Here is a 24,960-nt window from a genome sequence, read left to right on the forward strand (position 1 = left end):
TCGAAGAGGTCCGCGTACGACGCCCCCGCCGCGCCGCCGCCCGGCGGGCGCGACAGATGGACATACTGCGCGGATGTCCGAGAAGCATGGCATTCCACCCCTGATCCACCAGACATGGAAGAACGAGGACGTTCCGCACGAGTGGCGGGACTGGTCCGAGTCCTGGCGCCGGCACCATCCCGACTGGGAGTACCGGCTGTGGACGGACGCGGACAACCGCGCGTTCCTCGAGGAGCACTACGCGTGGTTCCTGCCCGTCTACGACGGCTACCCGGAGCCGATCAAACGGGCCGACGCGATCCGCTACTTCCTCCTCGACCACTTCGGCGGGCTGTACGTCGACATGGACTTCGAGTGCCTGCGCCCGATGACCGGGCTCTTCGCCGGGCAGGAGCTCGTCCTCGGGATCGAACCGGAGGAGCACCTCCAACTGCCGCTGAGCCGCCGGAACGGCATGCGGCGCATCGTCTGCAACGCGTTCATGGCCTCGCGGCCCGGCCATCCGTTCTGGTCGCATGTGCACCGGCGGCTGGTGGGCGCCCACACCCTGCCCGGCCCGGTGGACGCGACGGGCCCGTTCTTCCTCACCCGCGCGGTCGACAGCGCCCCCGAGGGCTGCTCGCCCGCCCTCCTGGGGGCCGAGACCCTGTACCCCAAGCTGAGCCCGGCCGCCGCGGAGCTGTTCGGGCCGCGGGAGGTCGACCGGGACCGGGCGCACGCCGTGCACCACTGGTCGGGCAGCTGGCACCGGGAGGACTCCGGGGCGCCCGCGACCCCCACCAGGCGTCAGGTCGGCTTCTGGACGAGCCAGGACCTGCAGCCCTGCGCCCACGGCCTCATCGACCTCGACGCCCAGCGCAGGCGCTGGGCCGCGGGATCGCCCGCGCCGACGGTGTCCTGTCTGATGGTCACCAAGGACCGGCTGCCACTGGCCAGGCGGGCGATCCGCTGCTTCCTCGCCCAGACCTACACCCGCGCCGAGCTGGTCGTGGTGGACGACGGCGCGGACGGCGCCCTCGAGGACCACGTACGCGGCCTCGCCGACGAACGGATCCGGCTGCACCGGCTGCCGCCGGAGGGGCGGACGCTGGGCGAGCTGCGCAACATCGCCGTGGACCTGGCCACCGGGCCGTACGTGTGCCAGTGGGACGACGACGACCTGTACGACCCGGAGCGGATCGAAGTGCAGCTCGCGGCGGTCCTGGCGCTGGACGCCACGGCGTGTTTCCTGGCCCGTGAGCGGCTGTGGTGGCCCGCGCGCCGCAAGCTGGCCATCTCCGGGATCCGGGTGTGGGAGGGCTCCATGCTCTGCGCGAAGGAGGCGCTTCCCCGCTATCCGCAGCGGCGGTGCGGCGAGGACTCCCCGGTCGCGGAGGCCGTGGTGCGCGGTGGACGGACGGTGTCCCTGGACGCGCCCGAGCTCTACACCTATGTGTTCCACGGGGCCAACACCTTCGACGAGCCGCACTTCACGCGTCTCTTCGACGCCGCGACCCAGCTGTGGCCCACGGGGGGCGCCTATGCGGACCAGGTGTACGCGATGGCGGCGCGGCTGCCCCTCGACGCCGCGGACCTCCTGGCGGCGGAGACCACCGGGGACGTCGCCGCGGACGGCGCCGCCGACCCGTCGGCGCGCGTCCCGCGGGCGAGACGGCCCGCCCCCGTGAACGCGGACGCGGACCCGGACGGGCCTCCGCCGCTGCTCGTCCTCACCCCCGTCAAGGACGCCGCCGCCTTCCTCCCCCGCTACCTCGACAACCTGCGCGCCCTCGACCACCCGCGCGACGCGCTCTCCGTCGGCCTGCTGGAGGGCGACAGCCGTGACGGCACCTGGCAGGCCCTCCAGGACGCCCTGCCCGCGCTGGAGGCGGACTTCCGGCGGGTCACCCTCGTACGGCGCCACTTCGGCCTCCGGCTCACCGGGCCGCGCTGGGCGCCGGGCGTCCAGCGGCAGCGGCGCTCCGCGCTGGCCATGGCCCGTAACCACCTCCTGGCGCGCGCGCTCACCGACGAACGCTGGGTCCTGTGGCTCGACGTCGATGTGACGGACCATCCGGCCGACCTCGTCCAGCGGCTGCTCGGCGCGCGCGAGGAGATCGTCGCCGCGCACTGCGTCACCGAGCCCGGCGGGCCCAGCTTCGACCTCAACACCTTCGTCCTGCACCCGGACGCCGACACCCTGGACTGGGACCGATGGCTCCGGGACGGAATCCTGCAGCCGCCCAAGGGGTTCGGCCGGAGCTATCTGGACGAGCTGCGCGGGCACGAGCGGGTCCGCGTCGACGCGGTCGGCAGTACGGCCCTGCTGGTCCATGCCGATCTGCACCGCGACGGGCTGGTGTTCCCGGCCGCCCCCTACCGGCGGCTCATCGAGACCGAGGGACTGGCCGCACTGGCCCAGGACATGGGCGTCGCGTGCTGGGCGCTGCCCGGGGTGGAGGTGGTGCACCCCGCCCATTGGGGTGGTGGGCCGCTGAGCCAGGCAGGTGAAGCCGCCGCCGAACGCGAAGCCCGTGACGCCGGGCGTCGTTAGCTCGGTGTCCGCGGGCTTCTGCGGCAAGAAATTAGGAGAATCACATGAACATCGGCAAGACGGCCGCTCTGGTGACAGCGGCGGCCGGGGCGGTGGTCTTCGGCGGCACCGGCGCCGGCGCGTTCCCCGGCGACAACCCCAGCCAGCAGGTCAACGACTGCGACACCGCCAGCGGCGTGGGCGTCTCGGCGCCGGGGGCGGGGGCGAACTGTCTCAACTTCTCGGAGATCTTCGGCGACCCGCACGGCGTGGTGCAGCAGAACCACTGCGACTCCAAAGTCGGCAGCGCGGCCAACGTCACCGTCCTCGCCCCCACCGGCGGCGGCGAGACGGGCTCGCACTGCGCCAACGTCGCCCTCACCTCCCCGTCGCAGTCCCTGGCGGGCCACCCCCGCATGGGCGGGCAGGGCGGCTACGGCGCCGGGCACCGATGACCTCGGCACCGTCCGGCCCGGAACGCGGCCCCCTGGAGGCTGGAGTCCTCCCGGGGGCCGCGGCCGCCCCGCCCCAGCAGGGCGGCTCGGCCCCCGTGGTCTCGGTGGTCATCCCCTGCCACGGCTACGGCCACTACCTGCCGCAGGCGGTGCACAGCGTGCTGGCCCAGACCTACCCGGACTGGGAGCTCGTCGTGGTCGACGACGGCAGCACCGACGACACCGCGGCGGTGGCCCGGTCGCTGATCGCCGAGCACCCCGGCCGCCGCATCCGGCTGCTGCGCCAGGCCAACGCGGGCGTCTCGGCCGCCCGTAACGCGGGTGTCGCGGCCACCACCGGCCGCTATGTGCTGCCGCTGGACGCCGACGACGTGATCGCCCCCACCATGCTGGAGCGGACGGTGGCGGTGCTGGACCAAAGGCCGGAGATCGCCATCGTCTCCACCGATGTCTCCGTCTTCACCGACGACGGCCTGCCCGCGCAGGTGCTCCAGCTCCCGGCCTACGACAAGGACCTGCTGCTGCGCCGGCTGATCATGTTCTACTGCTCGCTCTACCGCCGCGAGGTGTGGCAGTCGGTGGGCGGCTACGCCGAGGACATGCGCACCGGGGAGGACTGGGACTTCTGGATCGCCTGCGCCGAGCGCGGCTTCACGGCCCATCACCTTCACGAGGCGCTGTTCGGGGCGCGCAACAAGGACGACGGCCTGCATGTGGAGGCGGCGGAGAACGACCTGGCGGTCCGCGCCGCGATCGTGGTGCGCCACCCCGGGATGTTCAAGCCGGTCACCCGGGCCTGGGCGCGGGCCGTGCTCGCCCAGGGCGAGCGGGAGTGCCTGGCCGACGAGCGGGTGCCCGACGACATCCTCACCCGGGCGGCCGACATGGACCAGTTCCTGCGGGCGGTCATGTCGCTCCAGCGCACGGCGCGGCTGCAGCACCGTCACATCCAGCGGCTGGAGCGCGCCCTGGCCGAACGGGAGATCCCGCTGCCCGTCTGAGCGCGGCGAGGGCGGGGCTCCGGAGGGAGCCCCGCCCCGTGGTGCCGGGTGCGGATGGCGCTACTCGAAGAGGGCGCTACTCGAAGAGATCGGCGTATGACCCCATCGCGAGCGCGATGTCGGCCTGCGCCCAGAACCGGTGGTACGTGAAGCTGGGGACCGCCCCGCCCTTCAGATACGCCTCGACCTTGGACCAGGCCGGGTCGTTCTTGTAGAAGGACCGGATCGACTCGAAGGTGGAGCTGGAGTCGATCTTGTCACCGTTCGGCATGGTGCCGGTCCAGCCGCTGGGCACATAGACCGGGTCGTCGAAGCGGTTGTAGTCGGCACGGGTCTCGGGGACCGCGATGCCCAGGGAGTCCTGGTAGTTGCTCCACATGCCGTCCAGCAGGGCCTTCGCGGTGTCCCTGGCCTGAGTGTCGCCCGACTTGGCGGCGTAGTAGGACAGGGTCTTGGCGTACGCGGCCGCCACGCCGACGTCGTTGGTGTAGTCCGCGACGGTGACGTGCAGGCTCGCGTTGGCGCCCGGGCTGGAGGCGTTCCAGGTGTCCGGCTGGCCGGACCACTGGAGGGTGGACGGAATCCGGTAGGTGCCGTCCGGGTTGATCGTGGTCTTGGACAGCGCCCACTTGACCCACTTGTCCAGGACCGTCTTGGCGGAGGCGTCACCGGTGCGGTTGTAGTACTCCGCGACGCGCTCCATGGACCAGGCCTGGAAGCCGAACCACTGGTTGGACGGCGGGTCGTGGTAGACCGGCTTCTCGTCGTAGTACATGCCGTAGAACGTCGACGTGCCCGACGGCGGCGTGGCGTAGCGGCCCTGCCAGCTGTTGGTGGCTCCGCCCGCGATGGCGCCCTCGCTGGACTGCAGCCAGCGGTAGAACTCCAGCTGCCGCTTGAGGCTGGTGGACCAGTCGGCGGCGCCGGTGGCCGACTTGGGCTTCAGGTCGGCGTAGTTGGCCAGCGCCCAGGCCGCCATGGGGTTCTGGTAGCCGCCGTGGGCGTGGCTGGAGCCGATGCGCCAGGCCCAGCCCGCGGAGGTGTCGGTGGCGCCGCCCCAGGCGTAGTACCAGGACAGCAGGTAGTGGGAGCTGTTCTTGCCGCTGCCCGCCGCGCAGGAGGTCTCACCGACGCAGTTGCCGATCTTCTTGAAGTACTTGTCGTACATCGCGTAGCGCAGGTAGTCGCCCATCTTGGCGGCCTTGGCCACGTTGCCCGCCACCTGGCTGCCCTTGCCCTGCGCCTTGGCCCACTCGGCGGCCCAGTAGGCGGCCTGGACCGCGCGGGCGTCGGCGTCCGGGGCGTCGGTGAACTTCCACTGCTTGGAGTACGAGGCGTCGCCGGTGAACAGGTCCAGATAGCCGTTCTTGCCGCCGTACTTGAAGCTGTCGCAGGTGGGCTGGGTCACGGTCTCCCAGACCGACTCCTGCGGCCCGCGCTGGAAGGTGTTGACGTAGCTCGGTCCGGTGTCACTCGGCCCCGCCTCGCACTTGCCGGGGGAGTTGCCGTAGCCGTAGACGTTGTCGACGTCCTGGATCCAGTGCATGCCGTAGATGTCATCGGTGCCGTACGCGCTCTTCAGCTCGGCGGCGATGGGGTCGTTGCCGACCGAGACATTGCCGTTGAGCTGCGAGGGGTACTGGGAGGGCAGATCCCATTCGGGCGCGTAGGTGGCCGGCTTGGAGGCGTTGTAGAAGCTGTTGGCCGGCTGGTCGGCGTGGGTGGGGATCATGTACTTCTCCATGGTGTCCCACGCGTTGTTGAACTTGGACCAGTCGCCGGTGACCTTGCCGTACATCGCCTGCAGCCAGATCAGATAGCTGTACGCCTCGGAGGTCGTCTCATGGCCGTGGTCGGGGGCCTCGACGATCAGGGTCTCCACCGAGTGGTACGGGATGCCCTCGGGCGAGAAGTAGCCGGCCCCCGGAGCGGTGATCTTGTTGTAGAGGTCCAGGAAGCGGGCGTCGTACGCCTTGGAGGCGGCCAGCTGGGTGACGGTGACCTCGGCCTTGGTGTGGCCGGTGGCGGTGGCGGTGAAGGTCGCCGTGCCGGTGCCGCTGTTCGCGGCGGCGATGGTCACCTGCTGGGCGGTGTCCCAGTTGGTGGGCGTGAAGGTGAGGGTCGCGCCCGAGGAGACGGACAGACCGGTGACGCCCGAGGTGCGGGCGACGGAGACCGTGACGTTCGCCGACGGCTTGGTGGACAGCTTCACGCCGAACGTGCCGGTCTTGCCCTGCTGCACCCCGAGCTGGGCGGGGCTGGCGACGAGCGCGGGCCCGGCCGCCACCCGGATGCCGACGGGGCTGGACTCGGCGGACGCGCCCTGGCTGTCGTACGCCTTGGCGTAGAGCGAGTAGTCGCCCGCGGGCACGTCGGTGTAGTCGAAGGTGAACGGGGAGGTGGTGTCGGTGCCGAGGAGCTTGGTGTCGCTGTAGAACTCCACCTTGGTGACGGTCGCGCCGTCGGCGGCCGCGGCGGTGGCGGCCATCGGGACGGTGCCGCCGGAGCTGAAGGTCGCGCCGGGGGTCGGGCTGGTCAGCACGGCGAGGGGCGGCTGGTGGGCGCCCGTGCAGCTGATGCCGTTGACGGCGAAGGTGGTGGGCGCGGTGTTGGTGCCGCTGTAGCTGAACTGGGCGCCGGTCGTGACGTTGCCGCCCGCCGCGATCTTCGCGTTGTGGGCGGCGTTCTTGACGGTGACGGTCTTGCCGGACTGGGACCAGGCGCCGTTCCAGCCATTGACCAGCTTCTGGTTGCCCGCGTAGTCGTACGTCAGGGTCCAGCCGTCGATGGCGTCCGAGCCGGGGTTGGAGATGGTGAGGTCCGCGGTGAAACCCGAACCCCAGTCATTGGTCTTGTAGTCGACGCCGCACTGGACGGCGGCCGCGTGCGCGGGGGCCGCCCCGCCTGCGGCGGTCATGGCCAACGGGAGCGAGAGCGCGGCGGCCAGGGCGGTCAGCAGCTGTCTGGCCCTCGGTCGCCTCGTCCCCGGAAGTCGCGTCTTCGGCCGTCTCATCGCCTTCCGGCCGATGAATGGTCGTGCCCCTGATAACGGCGAGCCTCGCTGTGGGCGCATCGGGGAGGTCCTCCTCGCGGGTCCGTGCGGGTGAAGGGCGGTGCGAACCAGTGGGAGCGCTCCCAAGATGCGGGCGCACCTGAAGGGGTGTCAAGTCTTTGAACAAGATGCGGCTGTCGAACGTATTCGAGCGATAAATCTGTGAACGCCTCTGTTGACATGTGCCGCACAGGCATTACGGTCAGGTAAACCAGTGGGAGCGGTTCCAGCAGTCTGCGCCACCTTCGGGTCCCCTCGTCGGGCGCCTGGACTTCGAGGAGTCGCTCCATGCGAGCACCACCGCGCCTTTATGCCTTGGCGGCCACCGCGGCACTGACCCTCGCGGCCACCGCCCTGCTCCCCGTCGCCGACGCGTCGGGGGCGGCGACCCGCTCCCGGGCGGCCGCCTGCACCGTCAAGTACGCCGTCTCCAGCCAGTGGAGCGGCGGGTTCCAGGGCAACGTCACCGTCACCGCGGGGGGAACCCCGCTCGACCATTGGACGCTGACCTTCGACTTCGCGGGAGGCCAGAAGGTGACCCAGGGCTGGAGCGCCGCATGGTCCCAGTCCGGCACGACCGTCACCGCCGTCAACGAGTCCTGGAACGCCAAGGTCCCGGCCGGCGGCAGCGTCACCGCCGGGTTCACCGCCTCCTGGTCCGGCTCCAACCCCCCGCCCACGGCCTTCTCGGTCAACGGCGTGGCGTGCGACGGGACCAACGGCCCGACCGACCCGCCCACCGATCCGCCCGCCCCCGGCACCGCACCGCCGAAGCTGCGCGCCTCGGGCAACAAGCTGGTCGACGAGAAGGGGGCCACCCGCAGGCTGCTCGGCGTCAACCGCTCCGGCGGTGAGTTCATGTGCGTACAGGGGCGCGGCATCTTCGACGGCCCGGTCGACGACGCGTCCGTCAAGGCCATCGCGGACTGGAAGGTGAACGCGGTCCGCATCCCGCTCAACGAGGAGTGCTGGCTCGGCCTGTCGCACATCAACGAGGCCTACCGGGGCGCCACATACATCTCGGCGGTCAAGGACTTCGTGGCCCGGCTCGAAGCCCACGGCATCACCCCGATCGTCGAGCTGCACTGGACCCACGGCACGTACACGGGCGGCGACAGCCACTGCCCCGACACCGAGTACGCCACCTGCCAGAAGCCGATGCCGAACGCGCAGTACACCCCGGCCTTCTGGAGCTCGGTCGCCCAGACCTTCAAGGGCGACCAGGCCGTGGTGTTCGACCTGTTCAACGAGCCGTTCCCGGACCGCGCCACCACCGACCTGACGGCGGCGTGGGCCTGCTGGCGCGACGGCGGGAAATGCCCCGGCATCGACTTCGAGGTGGCCGGGATGCAGGACCTGCTCGACGCGGTACGGGGCACCGGTGCCAAGAACCTCGTCCTGATCCCGGGAGTCGCCTACTCCAATGACATGCGCCAATGGCTGACGCACAAGCCGAGCGACCCGGCGGGCAACCTCGCCGCCGCCTGGCACACCTACAACTTCAACACCTGCTCCAGCGAGAGCTGCTGGAACGAACAACTGGCCCCGGTCATCGGCCACGTGCCCTTCGTGGCGGGTGAGATCGGCGAGAACACCTGCTCACACGGCTATATCGACCGGGTCATGGCCTGGCTCGACGCCAAGGGCGCCTCGTACCTGGGCTGGACCTGGAACACCTGGGACTGCTCCTCCGGCCCGTCTCTGATCAGCGATTTCAACGGCACGCCGACCGGCTTCGGCGTGGGCCTCCGTGATCACCTGAAGGGATTGTCATGAGCCGCACTACCTCACCCCCCACCCGCCACCGCAGGGCCGCCGCACTGGCCGGCTCCGCGCTGCTGGCCGCCACCGCGCTGACCGTCTCCTCCCTGAGCGGCACCGCCGCCGCCCAGCCCGACGGCGCCAGAGCGGCCGCCGCCAAGGTGGACAACCCGTACGCGGGCGCCAAGGTGTACGTGAACCCCGACTGGTCCGCGAAGGCCGCCGCCGAACCCGGCGGCAGCAAGGTCTCCAACCAGCCGACCGGCATCTGGCTGGACCGCATCGCCGCCATCAACGGCACTGGTGGCGCCCGCGGTCTGCGCGCCCACCTGGACACCGCGCTGGCCCAGTCGGGCGGCAGCCCCATGGTCGTCCAGTTGGTCGTCTACGACCTGCCCGGCCGCGACTGCTCCGCGCTGGCGTCCAACGGCGAGCTCGGCCCGACCGAGATCGACAAGTACAAGACCCAGTTCATCGACCCGATCGCATCGATCCTCTCGGAGTCGAAGTACGCCAACTCCAACCTGCGGATCGTCGCCACGGTCGAGATCGACTCACTGCCCAACCTGGTCACCAACACCAGCGGCCGTCCCACCGCGACCCCGCAGTGCGACACCATGAAGGCCAACGGCAACTACGTGAAGGGCGTCGGTTACGCCCTGAACAAGCTGGGCGCCGTCCCCAACGTCTACAACTACCTGGACGCCGGCCACCACGGCTGGATCGGCTGGGACGACAACTTCAACCCCACCGCCCAGATCCTCAAGCAGGCCGCGACCGCCGAGGGCAGCACGGTCGACAAGGTGGCCGGGATCATCACCAACACGGCCAACTACAGCGCCCTGAAGGAAAACAACTTCACCATCAACGACAACGTCAACGGCACCACCGTCCGCCAGTCGAAGTGGGTGGACTGGAACCGCTACGTCGACGAGCTGTCCTACGCCCAGGCCTTCCGCCAGGAGCTGGTGAACGTCGGCTTCCCGTCCAACGTCGGCGCCCTGATCGACACCTCCCGCAACGGCTGGGGCGGCTCGGCCCGGCCGAGCGGCCCCGGTGCGAAGACGGACGTGGACACCTACGTCAACGGCGGGCGCTACGACCGCCGGCTCCACGTCGGCAACTGGTGCAACCAGTCCGGCGCCGGCCTCGGTGAGCGGCCCAAGGCGGCACCCGCGGCCGGGATCGACGCGTACGTGTGGATGAAGCCCCCGGGTGAGTCCGACGGCGCCAGCTCCGCCGTGCCGAACGACGAGGGCAAGGGCTTCGACCGGATGTGCGACCCGACGTACACCGGCAACGTGCGCAACGGCTACAACATGTCCGGCGCGCTGCCGAACTCGCCCCTGGCGGGCCACTGGTTCTCGGCCCAGTTCCAGGAACTCCTGAAGAACGCGTACCCGGCGCTGTGACCCACAGATAGACCACGGCAGGCACCCGCACACGACGGGGCCGGTGGACGCGCACACGCGCTCCGCCGGCCCCGTCGGCATGCGGCTGCGTTTCGCTGCGGGTGGCTGCGCCGCGCTCCGCCGCGACTGCTGCCGCGCGGTGGCCGGCCGGTCGCCGCGGGCCGCGCCTCGTCTGGCACGAGTCAGCGGCGTCGCACAGGCGGCTTGCCGGTGGCCGGGAGCGGTCCGGCCATCTTGATCGTGCGTAGCACTGGCGCGGTCTCCAGGGTGCGGATCGCCTTCAGGGTGCCAAGGCGTTCAGTGAGGTAGCGGTGCAGCGCCGCCGGGTCGGGGCACAGGGCATGGGCGGTGAGATTGTGGGGACCGGTGACGGCGGCCACATAGGCCAGCTCGGGGTGCCGGGCCAGGGTACGAGCGACCTGGTCGAGGTGGGCGGGGGCGACGGCCATCCACAGGAGTGCCTGCGTGGCGACGCCCAGCAGGGTGGAGTCCAGTTCGACGTCGAAGAAGAGCCGGCCGCCGGCCCGCAGTTGCTCCAGTCGGCGCGCGACGGTGGCGGGCGACCAACCGGTGGCTGCGGCAAGGCTGCTGAGGCTCGCCCGACCGTCGCGCTGGAGGGCAGCGAGCAGATCGGAGTCGGCATCGCTGAGGGCCGCCCGCGCTCCAGGGGCGGCGGTGACAGACGCCGCCTCAGCTACAGCGGTGCGCAGGCGGCGCTGCTGCGTGGCGTCGAGGGCCTGTTGATGGCCGGACCATGCGGTGGGCCCACCGAGGTAGGTGTGCAGCACGCAATGTGCGGAGACTGCGGTGATGCCGGCCGTGCGCGGGATGTCGTGCAACAGCAGCGCGTGCCCGGCGGGCCCGTCGGCGGTGGAGGTGTGCACGATCGCGACGATCTCGGTGCCGCCCGAGGCGAGCTTGACCCAGGAGGTGTCGGCGCGGCGGGCCAGCGCTTCAGCAAGGTCCTGAGCGGCGCGCGGGCCCGTGGTCAGCCGCAGCAGCCACTGGGTGCGGTCGCTGCGCTGCGGCTCGGCCAGGCCGACCACCCGCAACTCGGCGTCTGCGCACAGCCGCCGGTAGCGGCGGGAGACCGTCTGCGCCGAGACGTCGAGGACGTCGGCGATCGCGCTGAAGGGCGCCCGCCCGTCGATGCGCAAGGCGTGGATGATGCCACGGTCGATGTCGTCCAGCATGTGAGAATCATGCACCAGAGAGATTCCGATGGAATGATTCAGCAATCCAGCCGCTCAAAGTGGAGGTGTCCCGGCGGCGGCGTGCACTGTCGGGCGCATGTCGTACTCCACCACCATCCCGCCGCTGCAGCGGCGCTGGGCCGCGCTCGGCGTGTTGCTGGTCGCCGAGGCCATGAACCTCCTCGACGCCACCATCATGACCGTCGCCGCCCCCGTGATCCGAGCCGGTTTGGGCGGTCCGGCTTCCAGCATCCAGTGGCTCAGTGCCGCGTACACCCTGCCGTTCGCCGTCTTCCTCATCACCGGTGGGCGGCTGGGTGACATCCTCGGCCGGCGGCGGGTGTTCCGCCTCGGCATGGCCGGCTTCGTCCTGGCCTCACTGGGGTGCGCGCTCGCACCATCCATGGCGGCGCTGATCGCCCTGCGGGCGGTGCAGGGCGCCGCAGCCGCACTGATCATTCCGCAGACCATCGGCATGATCCGCGCCATGTTCACCGGCCCAGCACTGGCCCGGGCCATGGGCACCATCGGGCCGGTCATGGGGCTCGCCGCGGTGACCGGCCCGATGGTTGGTGGCGCGCTGACCCGAGCAGATGTGCTGGGTTCCTCCTGGCGCGCGGTCTTCCTCGTCAACGTTCCCCTGGGCGTCGCCGTGCTGGCGGCCACGCCGCTGCTGCGCGAGGACCGTGCCGCGCTTCGACCGCGGCTGGACCACGCCGGCACGGCGCTGGCGGTCCTTGGCAGCAGCCTGCTGGTCTATCCGCTCATCCAGGGCGGCGCGTATGGCTGGCCGGGCTGGTGCTGGGCCATGCTCGCCGCCGGCGGCGCGGTGCTGGCGGGCTTCGCCGCACATCAACGGCGGAGGGCCCGCGGCGGCCGCAGCCCGCTCATCGAGCCGGGCCTGTTCGCCGACCGCGGCTTCACCGCCGCGCTGGTGTCCAGCGTGCTGTTTTTCGCGGTGGTGGGCGGTCTGATGCTGGTGGCCGTGGTGCAGATGCAGCTGGGCCTGCACCGCGACGTCCTCTCGGCCGGCTTCACGCTGCTGCCGTGGTCGGCGATGATGGCGCTGTCGTCCTGGGTCGCCGGCGCCTGGCTCGTACCCCGTTACGGGGCCCGGGTCATGAGCCTCGGCCTGCTGGCCCTGCTCGCCGGAGTCGTATCGGCCGCCGCCGTGTACGCCACCAGCCCGCCCGACTCCTACCCCTGGCTGCTGCTGCCCGCGCTGGCCGTGGCCGGGATCGGTCAGGGCCTGTACGCCGTGCCGTTCTTCACCACCGCCCTGCACCGAGTCCGCCCCCACGAGACGGGTTCCGCCGCCGGCCTGCTCAACGCGGTGCAGCAACTCGGCGGCACTCTCGGCGTCGCCCTGCTCGGCAGTCTCTTCTTCCATGCCGCCGCGCCCGGCGACCCCACCCCGGCCGCCGCCGCGCTCACCGGCGCTCGCAACGCCTTCTGCCTCGCCGCCGCGCTCATCCTCGCCACCGCGGTGACCACGGCCATGATGCTCCCGCGGCGGCGCCCATCGCCCACGAGCCCGGATCAGCCCTTCGTTCCCGATGCCACGGCTACTCATTGATCCCCGAGGGCCTCGCTTCTCCGTCGCGCTCCCGGGCCCCGGCCCAGCGCACCGCTGGACTCCTCGCTCAACCATCGCGCGGCAGCAGTCGCGGCGGAGCGCCGAGGAATCGGGGCACCGGGCCGGCCGCCCCCCTTCCCCCTTCCTGCCGGCGCTTTGGACCCGGAGGGTCCGAGACGAAAGCCGCGCCCGCCTGAGCCGAATGCCGCGAGACGGCGCACAGGCACAGGCGCAGGGCAGCGAAGGCGCAGCGGAGCGCGCCCCTACGACGACCCGCGCCGCACCAGCTCGGTCGGCAGCACCAGTTGCGGCCGCTTCGAGGTGCGCTCGCCCTGTGCCTCGATCTCCTCCAGCAGCACCCGGACCATGGCCCGCCCCATCTCCTCGGTCGTCTGCCGGACGCTGGTCAGCGGCGGGTCCATGTGGCGGGCGACGGCCGAGTCCTCGAAGCCGACGAGCGCCACGTCGTCCGGCACCCGGCGGCCCCGCTCGCGCAGCACCTGGCGGGCGCCGGCGGCCATCACGTCGGAGGCCGCGAAGACGGCGTCGAGGCCCGGGCGGTGCTCAAGCAGGTCGCTCATCGCCCGGCGCCCGCCCTCCTCGGTGAAGTCGGCGGCCACGATCAGCCCCGGGTCCACCTCCTGGCCCGCCGCCTGGATGGCGGCGCGATAGCCGTCGAGGCGGCACTGCGCCACGTACATGTCCAGCGGCCCGGTGATCGTGGCGACCGTGGAGCGGCCGCGTCCGATGAGGTGTTCGACCGCGGACTGGGCGCCGCCCGTGTTGTCGCAGTCGACGTAGGGCACCGACTCATGGGCGGAGCGGCGGCCGCTGAGCACCGCGGGCATCTCTATGCGCTCCAGCAGATCGGGCAGCGGGTCGTCCGCGTGCACCGACACCAGCAGCACCCCGTCCACCCGGTGCGCCGACAGGTACTCGGCGAAGCGCTGGCGCTCCTTGGGGGTGCGCAGGAGGGTCAGCAGCAGCTGCAGATCGGCCTCGGCGAGCTCGGCGCCCACGCCGCGGATGATGTCCGAGAAGTAGGGCTCGGCGAACAGCCGGGTCTCGGGCTCGGGGATCACCAGCGCGACCGCGTCGGCGCGGTTGGCGGCCAGCGCGCGGGCCACCCTGTTGGGGACGTACCCCAGCTCGGCGACCGCCTGTTCGACCGCCGTGCGCGTACGGTCGCTGACCCTCGGCGAGCCGTTGATCACCCGGGACACGGTGCCCCGGCCCACCCCCGCGCGGGCCGCGACCTCTTCGAGCGTGGGCCTCGCGCGCCCCACACCGCGCCGTCGGGTTCCTGCCATTTCGCGCCTCCAGCCGTCCGGGTACACCGAGCAGAACCACCCCGCGTGGGGAGCTGTTGGGCCATTCAACAGCAGGAGTGGGACCGAAAAGTTTCCGCATGCTCCCTTGACACCCCAGCGGGGAGCCGCGACCCTTCAACACATCAACCTGGGAGCGCTCCCACAGTACCTGAGCCATACACAACCCGCACGTTGCCCGCCCGCGCCGATGCACCACAAACCCCCACGCACTGCCACCTTTTGGCCGGGACCGGTACGTCAGGGCGTCAAGGAGGACGCGAATGTTCAGAAGTTCTGGTACGTACCGACGGCGGGCGGTGACCCTCGCGGCCGTGGCGGCGCTGGGCGCCGGGTTACTCGCGGGCTGTGCCGACGACAGCGATGACGAGACCGGCTCGTCCGGCGGCGGCAAGGGCGGCAACAAGGGGGGAACGACCATCACGGTCGGCACCTTCGGCGTCTTCGGCTACAAGCAGGCCGGGCTTTATGACGAGTACATGAAGCTCCACCCCGATATCAACATCGAGGAAACGTCGATCGAGCGGAACGAGAACTACTATCCGCAGCTGCTGACCCATCTGGGAGCCGGCAGCGGCCTGGCCGACATCCAGGCCATCGAGATCGCCAATATCACCGAGATCACCACCACCCAGGCGGACAAGTTCGTCGACCTCTCCAAGGCGCCCGGGGTCAAGAAGGACAACTGGCTCGACTGGAAGTGGGCCCAGGGCACCACCAAGGACGGCAAGACGATCGGCCTGGGCACCGACATCGGCCCGATGGCCGTCTGCTACCGCAAGGACCTCTTCCAGCAGGCCGGACTGCCCACCGACCGCACCGAGGTCGCCAAGCTGTGGGCAGGCGACTGGAACAAGTACATCGAGACCGGCAAGCGGTACATGGAGAAGGCGCCGGGCGACACCACCTTCGTGGACTCCGCCGGCGGTGTCTACAACGCGGTGATCTCCAGCAACGCCAAGCGCTACTACGACGAGAGCGGCAAGGTCATCTACAAGGACAGCCCCGCCGTGAAGGAGGCGTGGAACCTCGCGACCACCGCGTCGCAGGACAAGCTGACCGCCAAGCTCCAGCAGTTCCAGAAGTCCTGGGACCAGGCCTTCGCGAACGGCAAGTTCGCCACCGTCTCCTGCCCGCCGTGGATGCTCGGCCACATCAAGGAGAAGGCCGGGGACAAGGCCAAGGACAAGTGGGACGTGGCCGCCGCCCCCAAGCCGGGCAACTGGGGCGGGTCCTTCATCGCCGTGCCGAAGGCGTCCAAGCACCAGGAAGAGGCGATGAAGCTCGCCGCCTGGCTGACCGCGCCCGAGCAGCAGGCCAAGGTCTTCGAGAAGCAGGCCAGCTGGCCGAGTTCCCAGGCCGCGTACAGCCTGCCCCAGGTGGGCGACGCCAAGCACCCGTACTTCGGCAACGCGCCGACCGGCAAGATCTTCGCCGAGGCCGCGAAGGGCATCCCGACCCAGGTCCTCGGTCCGAAGGACCAGATCATCGGGTCGAACATCGCCGACATCGGGCTGCTCCAGGTGGACCAGCAGGGCAAGTCCCCCAAGGACGCCTGGAAGGCCGCCACCAAGACGATCGACAACGCACTGGACCAGTGATTCCGGGATGACACCCCCTTCCGGTTTCACTGCTGGTACGGCCGCGCCCCCCACAGGGCAGGGGGGCGCGGCCCCGCGCGCCGTGGCCGCCAAGGCCCCCGATCCGGGCGAGGAGCGGCGGCGCGCCCGGCGCAGCCGCCGCTACCGCTGGGACATCAAGTACTCCCCGTACGCCTTCGTCGCCCCGTTCTTCCTCTTCTTCGCGGCCTTCGGGCTCTTTCCGCTGCTCTACACGGGCTGGGCCTCGCTGCACCGGGTGGAGCTCACCGACCCCACCCATATGGAGTGGGCGGGGTGGCACAACTACTCCCGGCTGTGGGACGACGAATTCTTCTGGAACGCGCTGCAGAACACCTTCACCATCGGGGTGATCTCGACCGTTCCACAGCTGCTGATGGCGCTGGGCCTCGCGCATCTGCTCAACTACAAGCTGCGCGGCTCGATGTTCTTCCGGGTGGCGATCCTCACCCCGTACGCCACCTCGGTGGCCGCCGCGACGCTGGTGTTCGTGCTGCTCTTCGGGCGCGACTACGGCATGATCAACTGGGCGCTCGGGGCTGTCGGGATCGACAACATCGACTGGCAGAACGGCACCTGGACCTCGCAGCTCGCGGTGTCCACCATCGTCATCTGGCGGTGGACCGGCTACAACGCGCTGATCTATCTGGCCGCCATGCAGGCCGTGCCCAGCGATCTGTACGAGTCGGCGGCGCTGGACGGCGCCTCGCGCTGGCAGCAGTTCATCCACGTCACCATCCCCTCGCTGCGGCCCACGATCCTGTTCACGGTCGTGGTCTCGACGATCGGGGCCACCCAGCTCTTCGGTGAGCCGCTGCTGTTCAACGGCGGCGCCGGGGCCTCAGGAGGCCCCGACCACCAGTACCAGACGCTCGGTCTGTACCTGTACGAGCAGGGCTGGGTGAACCTGCACCTCGGCCGGGCCTCCGCGATCGCCTGGACGATGTTCCTGATCCTGCTGCTGATCGCCGCCGTCAACGCGCTCGTGGCCCGACGGCTGCGCAAGAGCCAGTGAGTTGCCCGAGGGAGAACCATGAGCGCTGTTATCTCTTCCGGTAGGGCCGCCGAGGCCACCAAGGGCGGAAAACGCCCGGACGGCAAGGCGGGCAAGGGGCCCAAAGGCGCCGGCCGGCAGCTGCACGGTGGCAAGATCACCTATGCCGTGCTGATCCTGTTCACCATCGGCTCGCTCTTCCCGCTGGTGTGGACGGCCATCGCCGCCTCCCGCACCAGCACCCGGCTCGCCGAGACGCCACCGCCCTTCTGGTTCGGCGGCAATCTCTTCAAGAACCTGGACACGGCGTGGAACGACGTCAACATGGGCTCCGCGCTGCTCAACACCACCATCGTGGCGGGGACCATCACGGCAGGCACCGTGCTGTTCTCCACCATCGCCGGCTTCGCCTTCGCCAAGCTGCGCTTCCGGTTCAAGAACCTGATGCTGATGCTGACCATCGGGACGATGATGGTGCCGCCCCAGCTGAGCGTGGTCCCGCTGTACATGGCGATCGCCAAGCTGGAGTGGACCGACCAGTTACAGGCGGTCATCCTGCCCACGCTGGTCAGCGCCTTCGGCGTGTTCTTCATGCGGCAGTACCTGACCCAGGCGCTGCCGACCGAGCTGATCGAGGCCGCGCGCGTGGACGGCGCCAGCAGTCTGCGGATCATCTGGCACATCGTCTTCCCGGTGGCGCGTCCCGCCATGGCCGTGCTGGGTATGCTCACCTTCGTCCAGGCGTGGAACGACTTCTTCTGGCCCATCATCGCCCTCACCCAGGCCGGTAACCCGACCGTGCAGGTGGCCCTGACGGGCCTCGGCCGCGGCTACACCGTCGACCAGTCGCTGATCATGGCCGGCGCGCTGCTCGGTACGCTGCCACTGCTGATCGCCTTCGTCCTCTTCGGCAAGCAGATCGTCGGAGGCATCATGCAAGGCGCGGTCAAGGGCTGACGCTCCACACCGGCTTCCGCCCTCGGCCCGACCAGACCCGGCGCGCCGGTCACGACCTGGCCGGCGCGCCGTGACCCACCCCCCTGTCGTCTCACCTCACCCAAAACCCCCCTCCCTTCCGCCCCGCACCACAACATCGAATGGGAGCGCTTCCATGACGCTGACCTTCCCCCCTGGCTTCCTCTGGGGCTCGGCCGCCGCCTCCTACCAGGTCGAAGGCGCCGCACAGGAGGACGGCCGCACCCCGTCCATCTGGGACACCTTCAGCCATACGCCAGGCAAGACGATCGGCGGCGACACCGGCGACATCGCCATCGACCAGTACCACCGCTTCCGCGACGATGTCCGTCTGATGTCCGAGCTGGGCATGGGCGCGTACCGCTTCTCGGTCTCCTGGTCCCGCGTCCAGCCCACCGGCCGCGGGCCCGCCGTGCAGCGCGGGCTCGACTTCTACCGCTCGCTGGTCGACGAACTGCTGGCGGCCGGAATCCAGCCGGCGCTGACCCTCTACCACTGGGACCTGCCCCAGGAGCTGGAGAACACCGGCGGCTGGCCGGAGCGGGAGACCGCCGAGCGGTTCGCCGAGTACGCCGGGATCGTGGCCGAGGCGCTGGGCGACCGCGTCGAGTTCTGGATCACCCTCAACGAGCCGTGGTGCAGCGCGTTCCTCGGCTACGGCTCCGGGGTGCACGCCCCGGGCCGCACCGAACGGCTCGCCCCGCTGCGCGCCGCCCACCACCTCAACCTCGCCCACGGCCTCGGCGCCCAGGCGCTGCGCGCCGCGCTGCCCGCCCGCGCCCAGGTCGCCATCAGCCTCAACCCGGCAGTGGTCAGGCCCCTCACCCAGCAGCCCCAGGACCTCGACGCCCAGCGGCGCATCGACGCGCTCGCCAACCGGGTCTTCTCGGGCCCGCTGCTGCGCGGCGCCTACCCGAGCGATCTGATCGCGGACACCGCGTCCATCACCGACTGGTCCTTCGTGCGCGACGGCGACCTCGCCGCCATCAAGCACCCCCTCGACGCACTGGGCATCAACTACTACACGACGTCCCTGGTGTCGGCCCCCACCGGCGAGGGGCCCGCCACCCGCCACGACGGCCACGGCGCCAGCGAGCACTCCCCCTGGCCCGGCTCGGAGCAGGTGGCCTTCCACCAGGTCCCGGGCGAGCGCACCGAGATGGGCTGGACGGTCGACCCGACCGGGCTGCACGAGCTGCTGATGCGCTACACCCGCGAGGCGCCGGGCGTACCGCTCTACATCACCGAGAACGGCGCCGCCTACGACGACAAGCCGGACGCGGACGGCGTGGTCCACGACCAGGAGCGCATCGACTATCTGCGCGTCCATCTGGCCGCCGCCCACCGCGCCATCGCGGACGGCGCCGATCTGCGCGGCTACTTCCTGTGGTCGCTGATGGACAACTTCGAGTGGGCGTACGGCTACAGCAAGCGGTTCGGCGCGGTCTACGTCGACTACGCGACCCTGGCCCGCGTGCCCAAGGCCAGCGCCCACTGGTACGGGCAGGTGGCCCGTACGGGTGAAGTGCCGGACGCGTAAGTCGCAGGTGACCCGGTCGCGTCCGGCGACCGGGTCGAGCCCGTACCGGCATACGGGCGTGCCTTTCCTCCGTACGGCCTACGCGGGCCCGCCGCGCATGGTCGCCGACCGGAATGTGCTGGTAAATCTGGCATATCCAGACTCGGTGACGAGGGTGAGGCATGAGAGCAGAACCGGGGCGCCGACCGACCGCACACCAAGACGGCCCCAGCCGGACCGAACGGGTCGGCAAGGGGGAGGCTCTCGCCAACTGGTTCGACGGGCGAATCGGCCTCTACAAGATGGGCAAGGCCCAGCTGAGAAAGGTCTTCCCGGACCACTGGTCCTATCTGATCGGCGAAATCGCCCTCTACACCTTCATCATCATCATTCTGACCGGCGTCTACCTCACCATGTTCTTCACACCGAGCATGAACGAGGTCGTCTATCACGGCTCGTACCGGCCGCTGAACGGCATCCGCATGTCGGAGGCGTACAAGACGACCCTGGACATCAGCTTCGATGTGCGCGGCGGGCTGCTCATCCGGCAGATTCACCACTGGGCGGCCATCCTCTTCGTGGCGAGCATGCTCATCCACATGATGCGCACCTTCTTCAACGGCGTCTTCCGCAAGCCGCGTGAAATCAACTGGCTCTCCGGCGCCGGCCTGCTGATCCTCGGTATGTTCGACGGATTCCTGGGCTACTCCCTGCCCGACGATCTGCTCTCGGGCACGGGCCTGCGCTTTCTGGAAGGTGCCATGCTGTCGGTGCCGATCATCGGCACCTATCTGGTCTTCTTCGTCTTCGGCGGCCAGTTCCCCGGCGACATCATCGTTCCGCGGCTTTTCACCTTCCACGTCCTGCTGTTGCCCGGCATCATGCTCGGTCTGCTCGCCGTCCACATGATCGTGCTCGTTTACCACAAGCACACCCACCACATGGGGCCGGGGAGAAAGAACATGAACATCGTCGGGCCGCCCCTGTGGCCCATCTATGTCGCCAAATCCGGCGGCTTCTTCTTTCTCGTCTTCGGCGTCAACGTCATCATGTCGGCCGTCGCCAGCGTCAACCCGATCTGGCTCTACGGCCCCTACCGGCCCGACCAGGTGTCCACCGACGCCCAGCCCGACTGGTACATGGGATTCTCCGAGGGCCTGATCCGCGTGATGCCGGGCTGGGAGATCAATCTGTGGGGCCACACCCTGGTCCTGGGGGTCTTCATCCCCCTGGTGATCTTTCCAACGGTGCTGCTGGTCATCTGGCTCTATCCGTTCCTCGAGGCATGGATCACCGGCGACAGGCGCGAGCACCATTTCAACGAACGCCCCCGCAACGCCCCGACCCGCACCGCGTTCGGCGCCGCCTGGGTGGGCCTGTACGTGGTCCTGCTGGTCGAGGGCGGCAACGACCTTTTCGCCACGCACTTCGACCTGTCGCTGAACGCGGTCACCTGGGCCGCGCGGATCGCCTTCTTCGCGGTGCCGGTGATCGTGTTCATCGTCACCAAGCGGTGGTGCATCGGCCTCCAGCGGCGGGACCGGGAGAAGGTGCTGCACGGCCGCGAGACCGGCATCATCAAGCGCCTCTCGCACGGCGAGTACATCGAGATCCACGAACCGCTCACCCAGGCCGAGCGGTACACCCTGACCGCCCACGACCAGCAGGAGCCCCTGGAGCTCCCGGCGGAGATCGACGAGGCCGGAATCCCCCGGAAGGCGTCCCGGAAGCAGAAGCTGCGCGCCAGGCTGTCCCGCAGCTACTTCGGCTCGCGCGGACAGATCCCCAAGGCGACGGTGGAGGAGTACCGGGAGCACCACCACGAGGAGCCCGAGGAGCGCGAACCGGCTCACTGACCGGTCGGCGCGCCGCGCCGGCGCACCGCGGTTCCCGTTCCGGTCCCGGGCACACCGTCGCGGTGAGCCGGCCCGGTCAGTCGAAGACCTTCGGCGGGGGCGCCGGGGAGGGCGCGGCGGTCGCGTCGGTGACCGGGGCCGCGCCCCCGGTGAAATCCGCGAGGGCGCGGCCGTGTTCGGTCCGCGCCGGGTGGGGGTCCCCGGCGGCGCGGCGGGTGAGCTCGGCGACGGGCAGCTCGCGGTCGGCGGCCAGCAGGACGGCGTTGCCGAAGCGGCGGCCGCGCAGCACGGCGGGGTCGGCGGTCAGCGACACGTGGGCGAACGCCGCGCGCGCGGTGGCGACCTGGGCGCGCACATAAGCGAGCGGCGGGCCGTCCGCGATATTGGCGGCGTACAGCCCGTCGGGGCGCAGCGCCCGGCGCACCTCGGCGAGGAATTCCACACTGGTGAGATGGGCGGGGGTGCGGGCCCCGCTGAAGACATCGGCGATGATCAGGTCGGCCCAGCCGTCGGCCACCTTGGCCAGGCCCGCCCGCGCGTCCGCGCCGCGCACCCGGATCCGGTCGGCGGGGTTCAGCGGCGCCTCACGCCGTACGAACTGGACGAGCGGGGCGTCGATCTCGACCACCTGCTGGGTGGAGCGGGGCCGCGTCGCCGCGATGTAGCGGGCGAGGGTGAAGGCGCCGCCGCCGAGGTGGACGGCGTGGACCGGGCGGCCGGGCGGGGCGGCGAGATCGGCGATGTGGCCGAGCCGGCGCTGGTACTCGAAGTCCAGGTACGACGGGTCGTCGAGGTCCACATGCGACTGCGGTTTGCCGTCCACCAGCAGGGTCCACGCACGCGGGCGGTCCCGGTCGGGCACCAGCTCGGCGAGCCCGCCGTCCACCGGCGCGGTGACCGGCTCCAGGGCGCGCGCCCGCGCCGGTCCGCGCTCCCGCACGGCCGACGCCCGCTTCCGTACGCCCTTCGCCATGCGCTCCAGTATGCGGTGAGCGGCACGGGCCATGGGCGGCGGCCGGTCATGGGCGGCGGGTCACCGGCGGCGGCCGGTCATTGGCAGCGGTCGACGGCCTCGATCAGACGGGCGGCCTCCCCGAGCGCGGCGCGCAGCTGTACCGGGTCGGTCGCGCCGGTGTACGCGTCGCCCGGCGGCACCAGCCAGCCGGTGCCGGTCAGCGGCGGTGACGCGCCGCCGCCCTCCTCGGCGGCACCGCCCGTACTCAGACGGACCCCGCACCCAGGCGTCTCGGCGCATTCGCTGCCCGGCAGGTCCCAGCCCGCGGCGGTGCCGGCGGGCACCACGAAGCCGAGCGTGTCGCAGGCGTTGTCGTGCAGCACGGGGCCGACGCCGTCGCGCACGCGACGCAGGATGTCCACCGCCTCCAGCCCCTGGCGGGCGGGCACGGTCACGAGGTCACAGTCCTTACACGGGAGATGCTGAGCAGCCGTCCGCGAGCCACTGATGTCCACTCCGGCCTCCCTCTCCGACGGGTTGCAAAGAGCTCAACGCACGACAGTGTCAACGGCTACGGCCGAATGCCGCCATAAAGGATGGCACTTCATGGCACATCGTGGGCGATATTCACCGTTTTCATCCGTACCGTCCGAGTGTCGGGCGCGCCTCAGCCGGTACGGTTCTCCTCTCGCCCACACGGGAGCACCGTCAGGGAGGGGCCGCCATGACGCCGCCTCCAGCGTCTTCGCCGCCGCAGCCTTCAGCGCCGCGGCCGAACACCGCCTTCCGGCGGCTGCGCGGACAGCTTTCCCCGTCCGAGTTCGCGGCGGCCGTACGCAGAGCCGCGCGGGAGATCGGCGAACAGGTCTCCTGCGACGCCCGCTACATCGGACGCGTCGAGTCCGGGGCGATCCGCTGCCCCAACTACGCCTACGAGCGCGTCTTCCGCCATATGTTCCCCGGCCGCACGCTGACGGACCTGGGGTTCTCGCCGCGCGAGGCGGTACGCGGCCGCCAGGCCTGGCCCGCGGCGGCGCAGCCCATGCCCGCGACAGCCCCCGCGTCAGCCCCCGCCCCGGGCCCGGGGCGGGCCCCCGGACCCGCGACCGGCCCCGGCCGCCGGGCGGCCGCCGCCGGGGACGGCGATCCGCTGCGCCGCCCCTTCCTGTTCCAGGAACCCGTCGGCGGGTCCGGCGGCCGGGTCGGCGAGCCGGAGGCCGCCGCCGTCGAGGAGGCCGTCCGCCGGATCCGGCTGCTGGACGACCGGCACGGCGCGGACAGCATCTACCCGCACACCGCCCAGCCGCTGAACGCCGCGTACGCCCTGCTCGACGCGGGCGCGCGGCGCCGCTCGATCGCCGACCGGCTGTACGCGGGCGCCGGCGAACTGGCCATCTCGGTGGGCTGGCTGGCCCATGACTCGGGCCGGCTGACCGACGCCCGCGCGCACTACGCGGAGGCCCTGGCCACCGCCCGCGTCACCGGCGACCCCGCCCTGGAGGCGCACGCCTTCTGCAACGCCTCCTTCCTCGCCCGCGACGCGGGCCGCCCCCGCGAGGCCGTACGCGCCGCCCAGGCGGCGCAGCGCGCCGCGGGCCGCCTCGCCTCGCCGCGGCTGCTGTCGCTGATCGCGCTGCGCGAGGCGGGCGGCTGGGCCTGGCTGACCGACCGGTCCGGCTGCGAGCGCGCCCTGCTGCGCGCCCAGGCGCTGTTCAGCCGCGGCCCGTCCGACGCCGACCCCGAGTGGATGACCTTCTACGGAGAGGCCGAACTGGAGGGCCTGGAGGCGCAGTGCTGGTCGGCGCTCGGCGACTGGGGCCGGGCCGTCGAGCACGCCCGACGCGCGGTCGCCCTGCAGAACCCGCACTTCACCCGCAACATCGCCCTGTTCACCACGGAGCTGGCCAGCGACCTGCTCGCGGACGGCGCCCCGGACGAGGCGGCCGCCGCCGCGGGCCGCGCCCTGGAGCTGATGGACCAGGTCAAGTCCGCCCGCATCCGGCTGATGCTCGACGACACCGCCCGCGTCCTGCGCCCCCACGGCCGCAACGCGGTGGTGGCCGACTTCCTCGCCCGCTACGAGCCGACAGGACAGGGGACGCCGAAACGCCCCTGAGTCCGCGGCCCGCCCGTCAGCCCAGGTGGCCCGTGTCGTTCCAGCGCTCGATGGCCGGTTCGCCGTACGCCCAGCCCAGGACGGACAGGGAGGTCGGCTCCAGGCGGATGCGGGCCGCGAAGGCCACGTCGAGGCCCAGCCAGCGCGCGCCCAGCGTGCGCAGGATGTGGCCGTGCGCGAAGACCAGTACGTCCCGGTCGGCCGAGCGGGCCCACTCGACCACCGCGTCCGCCCGCGCCGCGATCTCGTCCAGGGTCTCGCCCTCCGGGACGCCGTCGCGCCAGATCAGCCAGTCGGGCCGGAGCGCCTTGATCTCGGCGGGGGTCATCCCCTCGTACGCGCCGTAGTCCCACTCCAGCAGCGCGTCCCAGTCCCGCGCCCGGTCCCCGAACCCCGCCAGCTCGCAGGTCTCCTTGGCCCGCACCAGCGGGCTGGTGCGCACCTCGACGCCCGGCAGGCCCTCCCACGGCGCGTGGTGCAGCCGCTCGCCGAGCAGTTTGGCGCCGCGCCGGCCCTCCTCCAGGAGCGGGATGTCGGTGCGGCCGGTGTGCTTCCCGGACAGCGACCACTCCGTCTGTCCGTGCCGGGCCAGGAGGATGCGGGGTGCCATGGGGGATCGCCTTTCACCGGATCGGG

General features: G+C 71.0%; 18 protein-coding genes. 12 read left to right on the forward strand and 6 right to left on the reverse strand.

The genetic code is table 11. From position 1 onward, the window contains the following. Positions 1-73 precede the first annotated feature (73 nt). The 3 genes from ACFZDL_RS22060 to ACFZDL_RS22070 are packed head-to-tail and all read left to right on the forward strand — an operon-like array spanning position 74 to position 3,968. Positions 74-2,533 carry a glycosyltransferase gene (locus ACFZDL_RS22060; RefSeq protein ID WP_353593620.1) on the forward strand — a complete coding sequence of 820 codons (2,460 nt, stop codon included), beginning with the start codon at positions 74-76 and terminating at the stop codon, positions 2,531-2,533. Between the two features lie 44 nt (positions 2,534-2,577). Then, on the forward strand, positions 2,578-2,967 hold the full coding sequence (locus tag ACFZDL_RS22065) for a hypothetical protein (RefSeq protein WP_353593621.1): 390 nt from the start codon (positions 2,578-2,580) through the stop codon (positions 2,965-2,967). After that, on the forward strand, positions 2,964-3,968 hold the full coding sequence (locus ACFZDL_RS22070; protein ID WP_353593622.1) for a glycosyltransferase family A protein: 1,005 nt from the start codon (positions 2,964-2,966) through the stop codon (positions 3,966-3,968). The genes ACFZDL_RS22065 and ACFZDL_RS22070 overlap by 4 nt, the downstream gene beginning before the upstream one ends. A 76-nt stretch (positions 3,969-4,044) precedes the next feature. Here the strand turns inward: ACFZDL_RS22070 and ACFZDL_RS22075 are convergent, their stop codons facing one another. Then, complete coding sequence (locus tag ACFZDL_RS22075; RefSeq protein ID WP_353593623.1) at positions 4,045-6,981, reverse strand: glycoside hydrolase family 48 protein; 2,937 nt, start codon at positions 6,979-6,981, stop codon at positions 4,045-4,047. A 327-nt stretch (positions 6,982-7,308) separates the two neighbouring features. Here ACFZDL_RS22075 and ACFZDL_RS22080 point away from each other — a divergent pair, with 327 nt between their 5' ends. Next, on the forward strand, positions 7,309-8,796 hold the full coding sequence (locus ACFZDL_RS22080) for a cellulase family glycosylhydrolase (protein WP_353593624.1): 1,488 nt from the start codon (positions 7,309-7,311) through the stop codon (positions 8,794-8,796). Next, positions 8,793-10,193, forward strand: a complete 1,401-nt coding sequence (locus ACFZDL_RS22085) for a glycoside hydrolase family 6 protein (RefSeq protein ID WP_353593625.1) — start codon at positions 8,793-8,795, stop codon at positions 10,191-10,193. Before ACFZDL_RS22080 ends, ACFZDL_RS22085 begins: the two co-directional genes overlap by 4 nt. A gap of 182 nt (positions 10,194-10,375) precedes the next feature. Here the strand turns inward: ACFZDL_RS22085 and ACFZDL_RS22090 are convergent, their stop codons facing one another. Beyond that, on the reverse strand, positions 10,376-11,386 hold the full coding sequence (locus ACFZDL_RS22090) for an AsnC family transcriptional regulator (protein ID WP_353593626.1): 1,011 nt from the start codon (positions 11,384-11,386) through the stop codon (positions 10,376-10,378). Positions 11,387-11,483: 97 nt separating this feature from the next. Here ACFZDL_RS22090 and ACFZDL_RS22095 point away from each other — a divergent pair, with 97 nt between their 5' ends. Beyond that, positions 11,484-12,962 carry an MFS transporter gene (locus ACFZDL_RS22095; protein WP_353593627.1) on the forward strand — a complete coding sequence of 493 codons (1,479 nt, stop codon included), beginning with the start codon at positions 11,484-11,486 and terminating at the stop codon, positions 12,960-12,962. A gap of 263 nt (positions 12,963-13,225) precedes the next feature. Here the strand turns inward: ACFZDL_RS22095 and ACFZDL_RS22100 are convergent, their stop codons facing one another. Continuing rightward, positions 13,226-14,272, reverse strand: a complete 1,047-nt coding sequence (locus ACFZDL_RS22100; protein WP_353593628.1) for a LacI family DNA-binding transcriptional regulator — start codon at positions 14,270-14,272, stop codon at positions 13,226-13,228. Positions 14,273-14,553: 281 nt separating this feature from the next. Here ACFZDL_RS22100 and ACFZDL_RS22105 point away from each other — a divergent pair, with 281 nt between their 5' ends. From ACFZDL_RS22105 to ACFZDL_RS22125, 5 genes are all read left to right on the forward strand, one after another. Continuing rightward, positions 14,554-15,891, forward strand: a complete 1,338-nt coding sequence (locus ACFZDL_RS22105) for an extracellular solute-binding protein (RefSeq protein ID WP_353593629.1) — start codon at positions 14,554-14,556, stop codon at positions 15,889-15,891. Positions 15,892-15,898: 7 nt separating this feature from the next. Beyond that, positions 15,899-16,924: a sugar ABC transporter permease gene (locus tag ACFZDL_RS22110; protein WP_353593630.1), complete on the forward strand. Its 1,026-nt coding sequence runs from the start codon at positions 15,899-15,901 to the stop codon at positions 16,922-16,924. Between the two features lie 18 nt (positions 16,925-16,942). Then, positions 16,943-17,860 carry a carbohydrate ABC transporter permease gene (locus tag ACFZDL_RS22115; protein WP_353593631.1) on the forward strand — a complete coding sequence of 306 codons (918 nt, stop codon included), beginning with the start codon at positions 16,943-16,945 and terminating at the stop codon, positions 17,858-17,860. A 154-nt stretch (positions 17,861-18,014) separates the two neighbouring features. Further along, on the forward strand, positions 18,015-19,418 hold the full coding sequence (locus ACFZDL_RS22120) for a GH1 family beta-glucosidase (RefSeq protein ID WP_353593632.1): 1,404 nt from the start codon (positions 18,015-18,017) through the stop codon (positions 19,416-19,418). A gap of 161 nt (positions 19,419-19,579) precedes the next feature. Then, entirely contained in the window at positions 19,580-21,253 is a 1,674-nt protein-coding gene (locus ACFZDL_RS22125; protein WP_353593633.1) for a ubiquinol-cytochrome c reductase cytochrome b subunit, read from the forward strand. Positions 21,254-21,329: 76 nt separating this feature from the next. Here ACFZDL_RS22125 and ACFZDL_RS22130 read toward each other — a convergent pair whose 3' ends face one another. Then, positions 21,330-22,226, reverse strand: coding sequence for a fused MFS/spermidine synthase (locus ACFZDL_RS22130; RefSeq protein WP_353593634.1), 897 nt, complete (start codon positions 22,224-22,226; stop codon positions 21,330-21,332). A 77-nt stretch (positions 22,227-22,303) separates the two neighbouring features. Next, entirely contained in the window at positions 22,304-22,723 is a 420-nt protein-coding gene (locus tag ACFZDL_RS22135) for a hypothetical protein (RefSeq protein WP_353593635.1), read from the reverse strand. 209 nt (positions 22,724-22,932) lie between these two features. On the opposite strand from ACFZDL_RS22135, the gene ACFZDL_RS22140 reads away from it, so the two are divergent. After that, positions 22,933-24,324 (forward strand): hypothetical protein, encoded by a 1,392-nt coding sequence (locus ACFZDL_RS22140; RefSeq protein ID WP_353593636.1) that lies wholly within the window; start codon positions 22,933-22,935, stop codon positions 24,322-24,324. A 16-nt stretch (positions 24,325-24,340) separates the two neighbouring features. Here the strand turns inward: ACFZDL_RS22140 and ACFZDL_RS22145 are convergent, their stop codons facing one another. After that, positions 24,341-24,934 carry a histidine phosphatase family protein gene (locus ACFZDL_RS22145; protein ID WP_353593637.1) on the reverse strand — a complete coding sequence of 198 codons (594 nt, stop codon included), beginning with the start codon at positions 24,932-24,934 and terminating at the stop codon, positions 24,341-24,343. Positions 24,935-24,960: the final 26 nt, after the last annotated feature.

Origin of the sequence: Streptomyces sp. NPDC007917, from assembly GCF_042959105.1 — a bacterium.
Classification (GTDB): domain Bacteria; phylum Actinomycetota; class Actinomycetes; order Streptomycetales; family Streptomycetaceae; genus Streptomyces.

What these genes read in the sequence shown, in the direction of transcription:
- ACFZDL_RS22060 (WP_353593620.1), top strand. Translation starts at nt 74, where the DNA reads ATGTCCGAGAAGCATGGCATTCCACCCCTGATCCACCAGACATGGAAG.
- ACFZDL_RS22065 (WP_353593621.1), top strand. Translation starts at nt 2,578, where the DNA reads ATGAACATCGGCAAGACGGCCGCTCTGGTGACAGCGGCGGCCGGGGCG.
- ACFZDL_RS22070 (WP_353593622.1), top strand. Translation starts at nt 2,964, where the DNA reads ATGACCTCGGCACCGTCCGGCCCGGAACGCGGCCCCCTGGAGGCTGGA.
- ACFZDL_RS22075 (WP_353593623.1), bottom strand. Translation starts at nt 6,981, where the DNA reads ATGAGACGGCCGAAGACGCGACTTCCGGGGACGAGGCGACCGAGGGCC.
- ACFZDL_RS22080 (WP_353593624.1), top strand. Translation starts at nt 7,309, where the DNA reads ATGCGAGCACCACCGCGCCTTTATGCCTTGGCGGCCACCGCGGCACTG.
- ACFZDL_RS22085 (WP_353593625.1), top strand. Translation starts at nt 8,793, where the DNA reads ATGAGCCGCACTACCTCACCCCCCACCCGCCACCGCAGGGCCGCCGCA.
- ACFZDL_RS22090 (WP_353593626.1), bottom strand. Translation starts at nt 11,386, where the DNA reads ATGCTGGACGACATCGACCGTGGCATCATCCACGCCTTGCGCATCGAC.
- ACFZDL_RS22095 (WP_353593627.1), top strand. Translation starts at nt 11,484, where the DNA reads ATGTCGTACTCCACCACCATCCCGCCGCTGCAGCGGCGCTGGGCCGCG.
- ACFZDL_RS22100 (WP_353593628.1), bottom strand. Translation starts at nt 14,272, where the DNA reads ATGGCAGGAACCCGACGGCGCGGTGTGGGGCGCGCGAGGCCCACGCTC.
- ACFZDL_RS22105 (WP_353593629.1), top strand. Translation starts at nt 14,554, where the DNA reads ATGTTCAGAAGTTCTGGTACGTACCGACGGCGGGCGGTGACCCTCGCG.
- ACFZDL_RS22110 (WP_353593630.1), top strand. Translation starts at nt 15,899, where the DNA reads ATGACACCCCCTTCCGGTTTCACTGCTGGTACGGCCGCGCCCCCCACA.
- ACFZDL_RS22115 (WP_353593631.1), top strand. Translation starts at nt 16,943, where the DNA reads ATGAGCGCTGTTATCTCTTCCGGTAGGGCCGCCGAGGCCACCAAGGGC.
- ACFZDL_RS22120 (WP_353593632.1), top strand. Translation starts at nt 18,015, where the DNA reads ATGACGCTGACCTTCCCCCCTGGCTTCCTCTGGGGCTCGGCCGCCGCC.
- ACFZDL_RS22125 (WP_353593633.1), top strand. Translation starts at nt 19,580, where the DNA reads ATGAGAGCAGAACCGGGGCGCCGACCGACCGCACACCAAGACGGCCCC.
- ACFZDL_RS22130 (WP_353593634.1), bottom strand. Translation starts at nt 22,226, where the DNA reads ATGGCGAAGGGCGTACGGAAGCGGGCGTCGGCCGTGCGGGAGCGCGGA.
- ACFZDL_RS22140 (WP_353593636.1), top strand. Translation starts at nt 22,933, where the DNA reads ATGACGCCGCCTCCAGCGTCTTCGCCGCCGCAGCCTTCAGCGCCGCGG.
- ACFZDL_RS22145 (WP_353593637.1), bottom strand. Translation starts at nt 24,934, where the DNA reads ATGGCACCCCGCATCCTCCTGGCCCGGCACGGACAGACGGAGTGGTCG.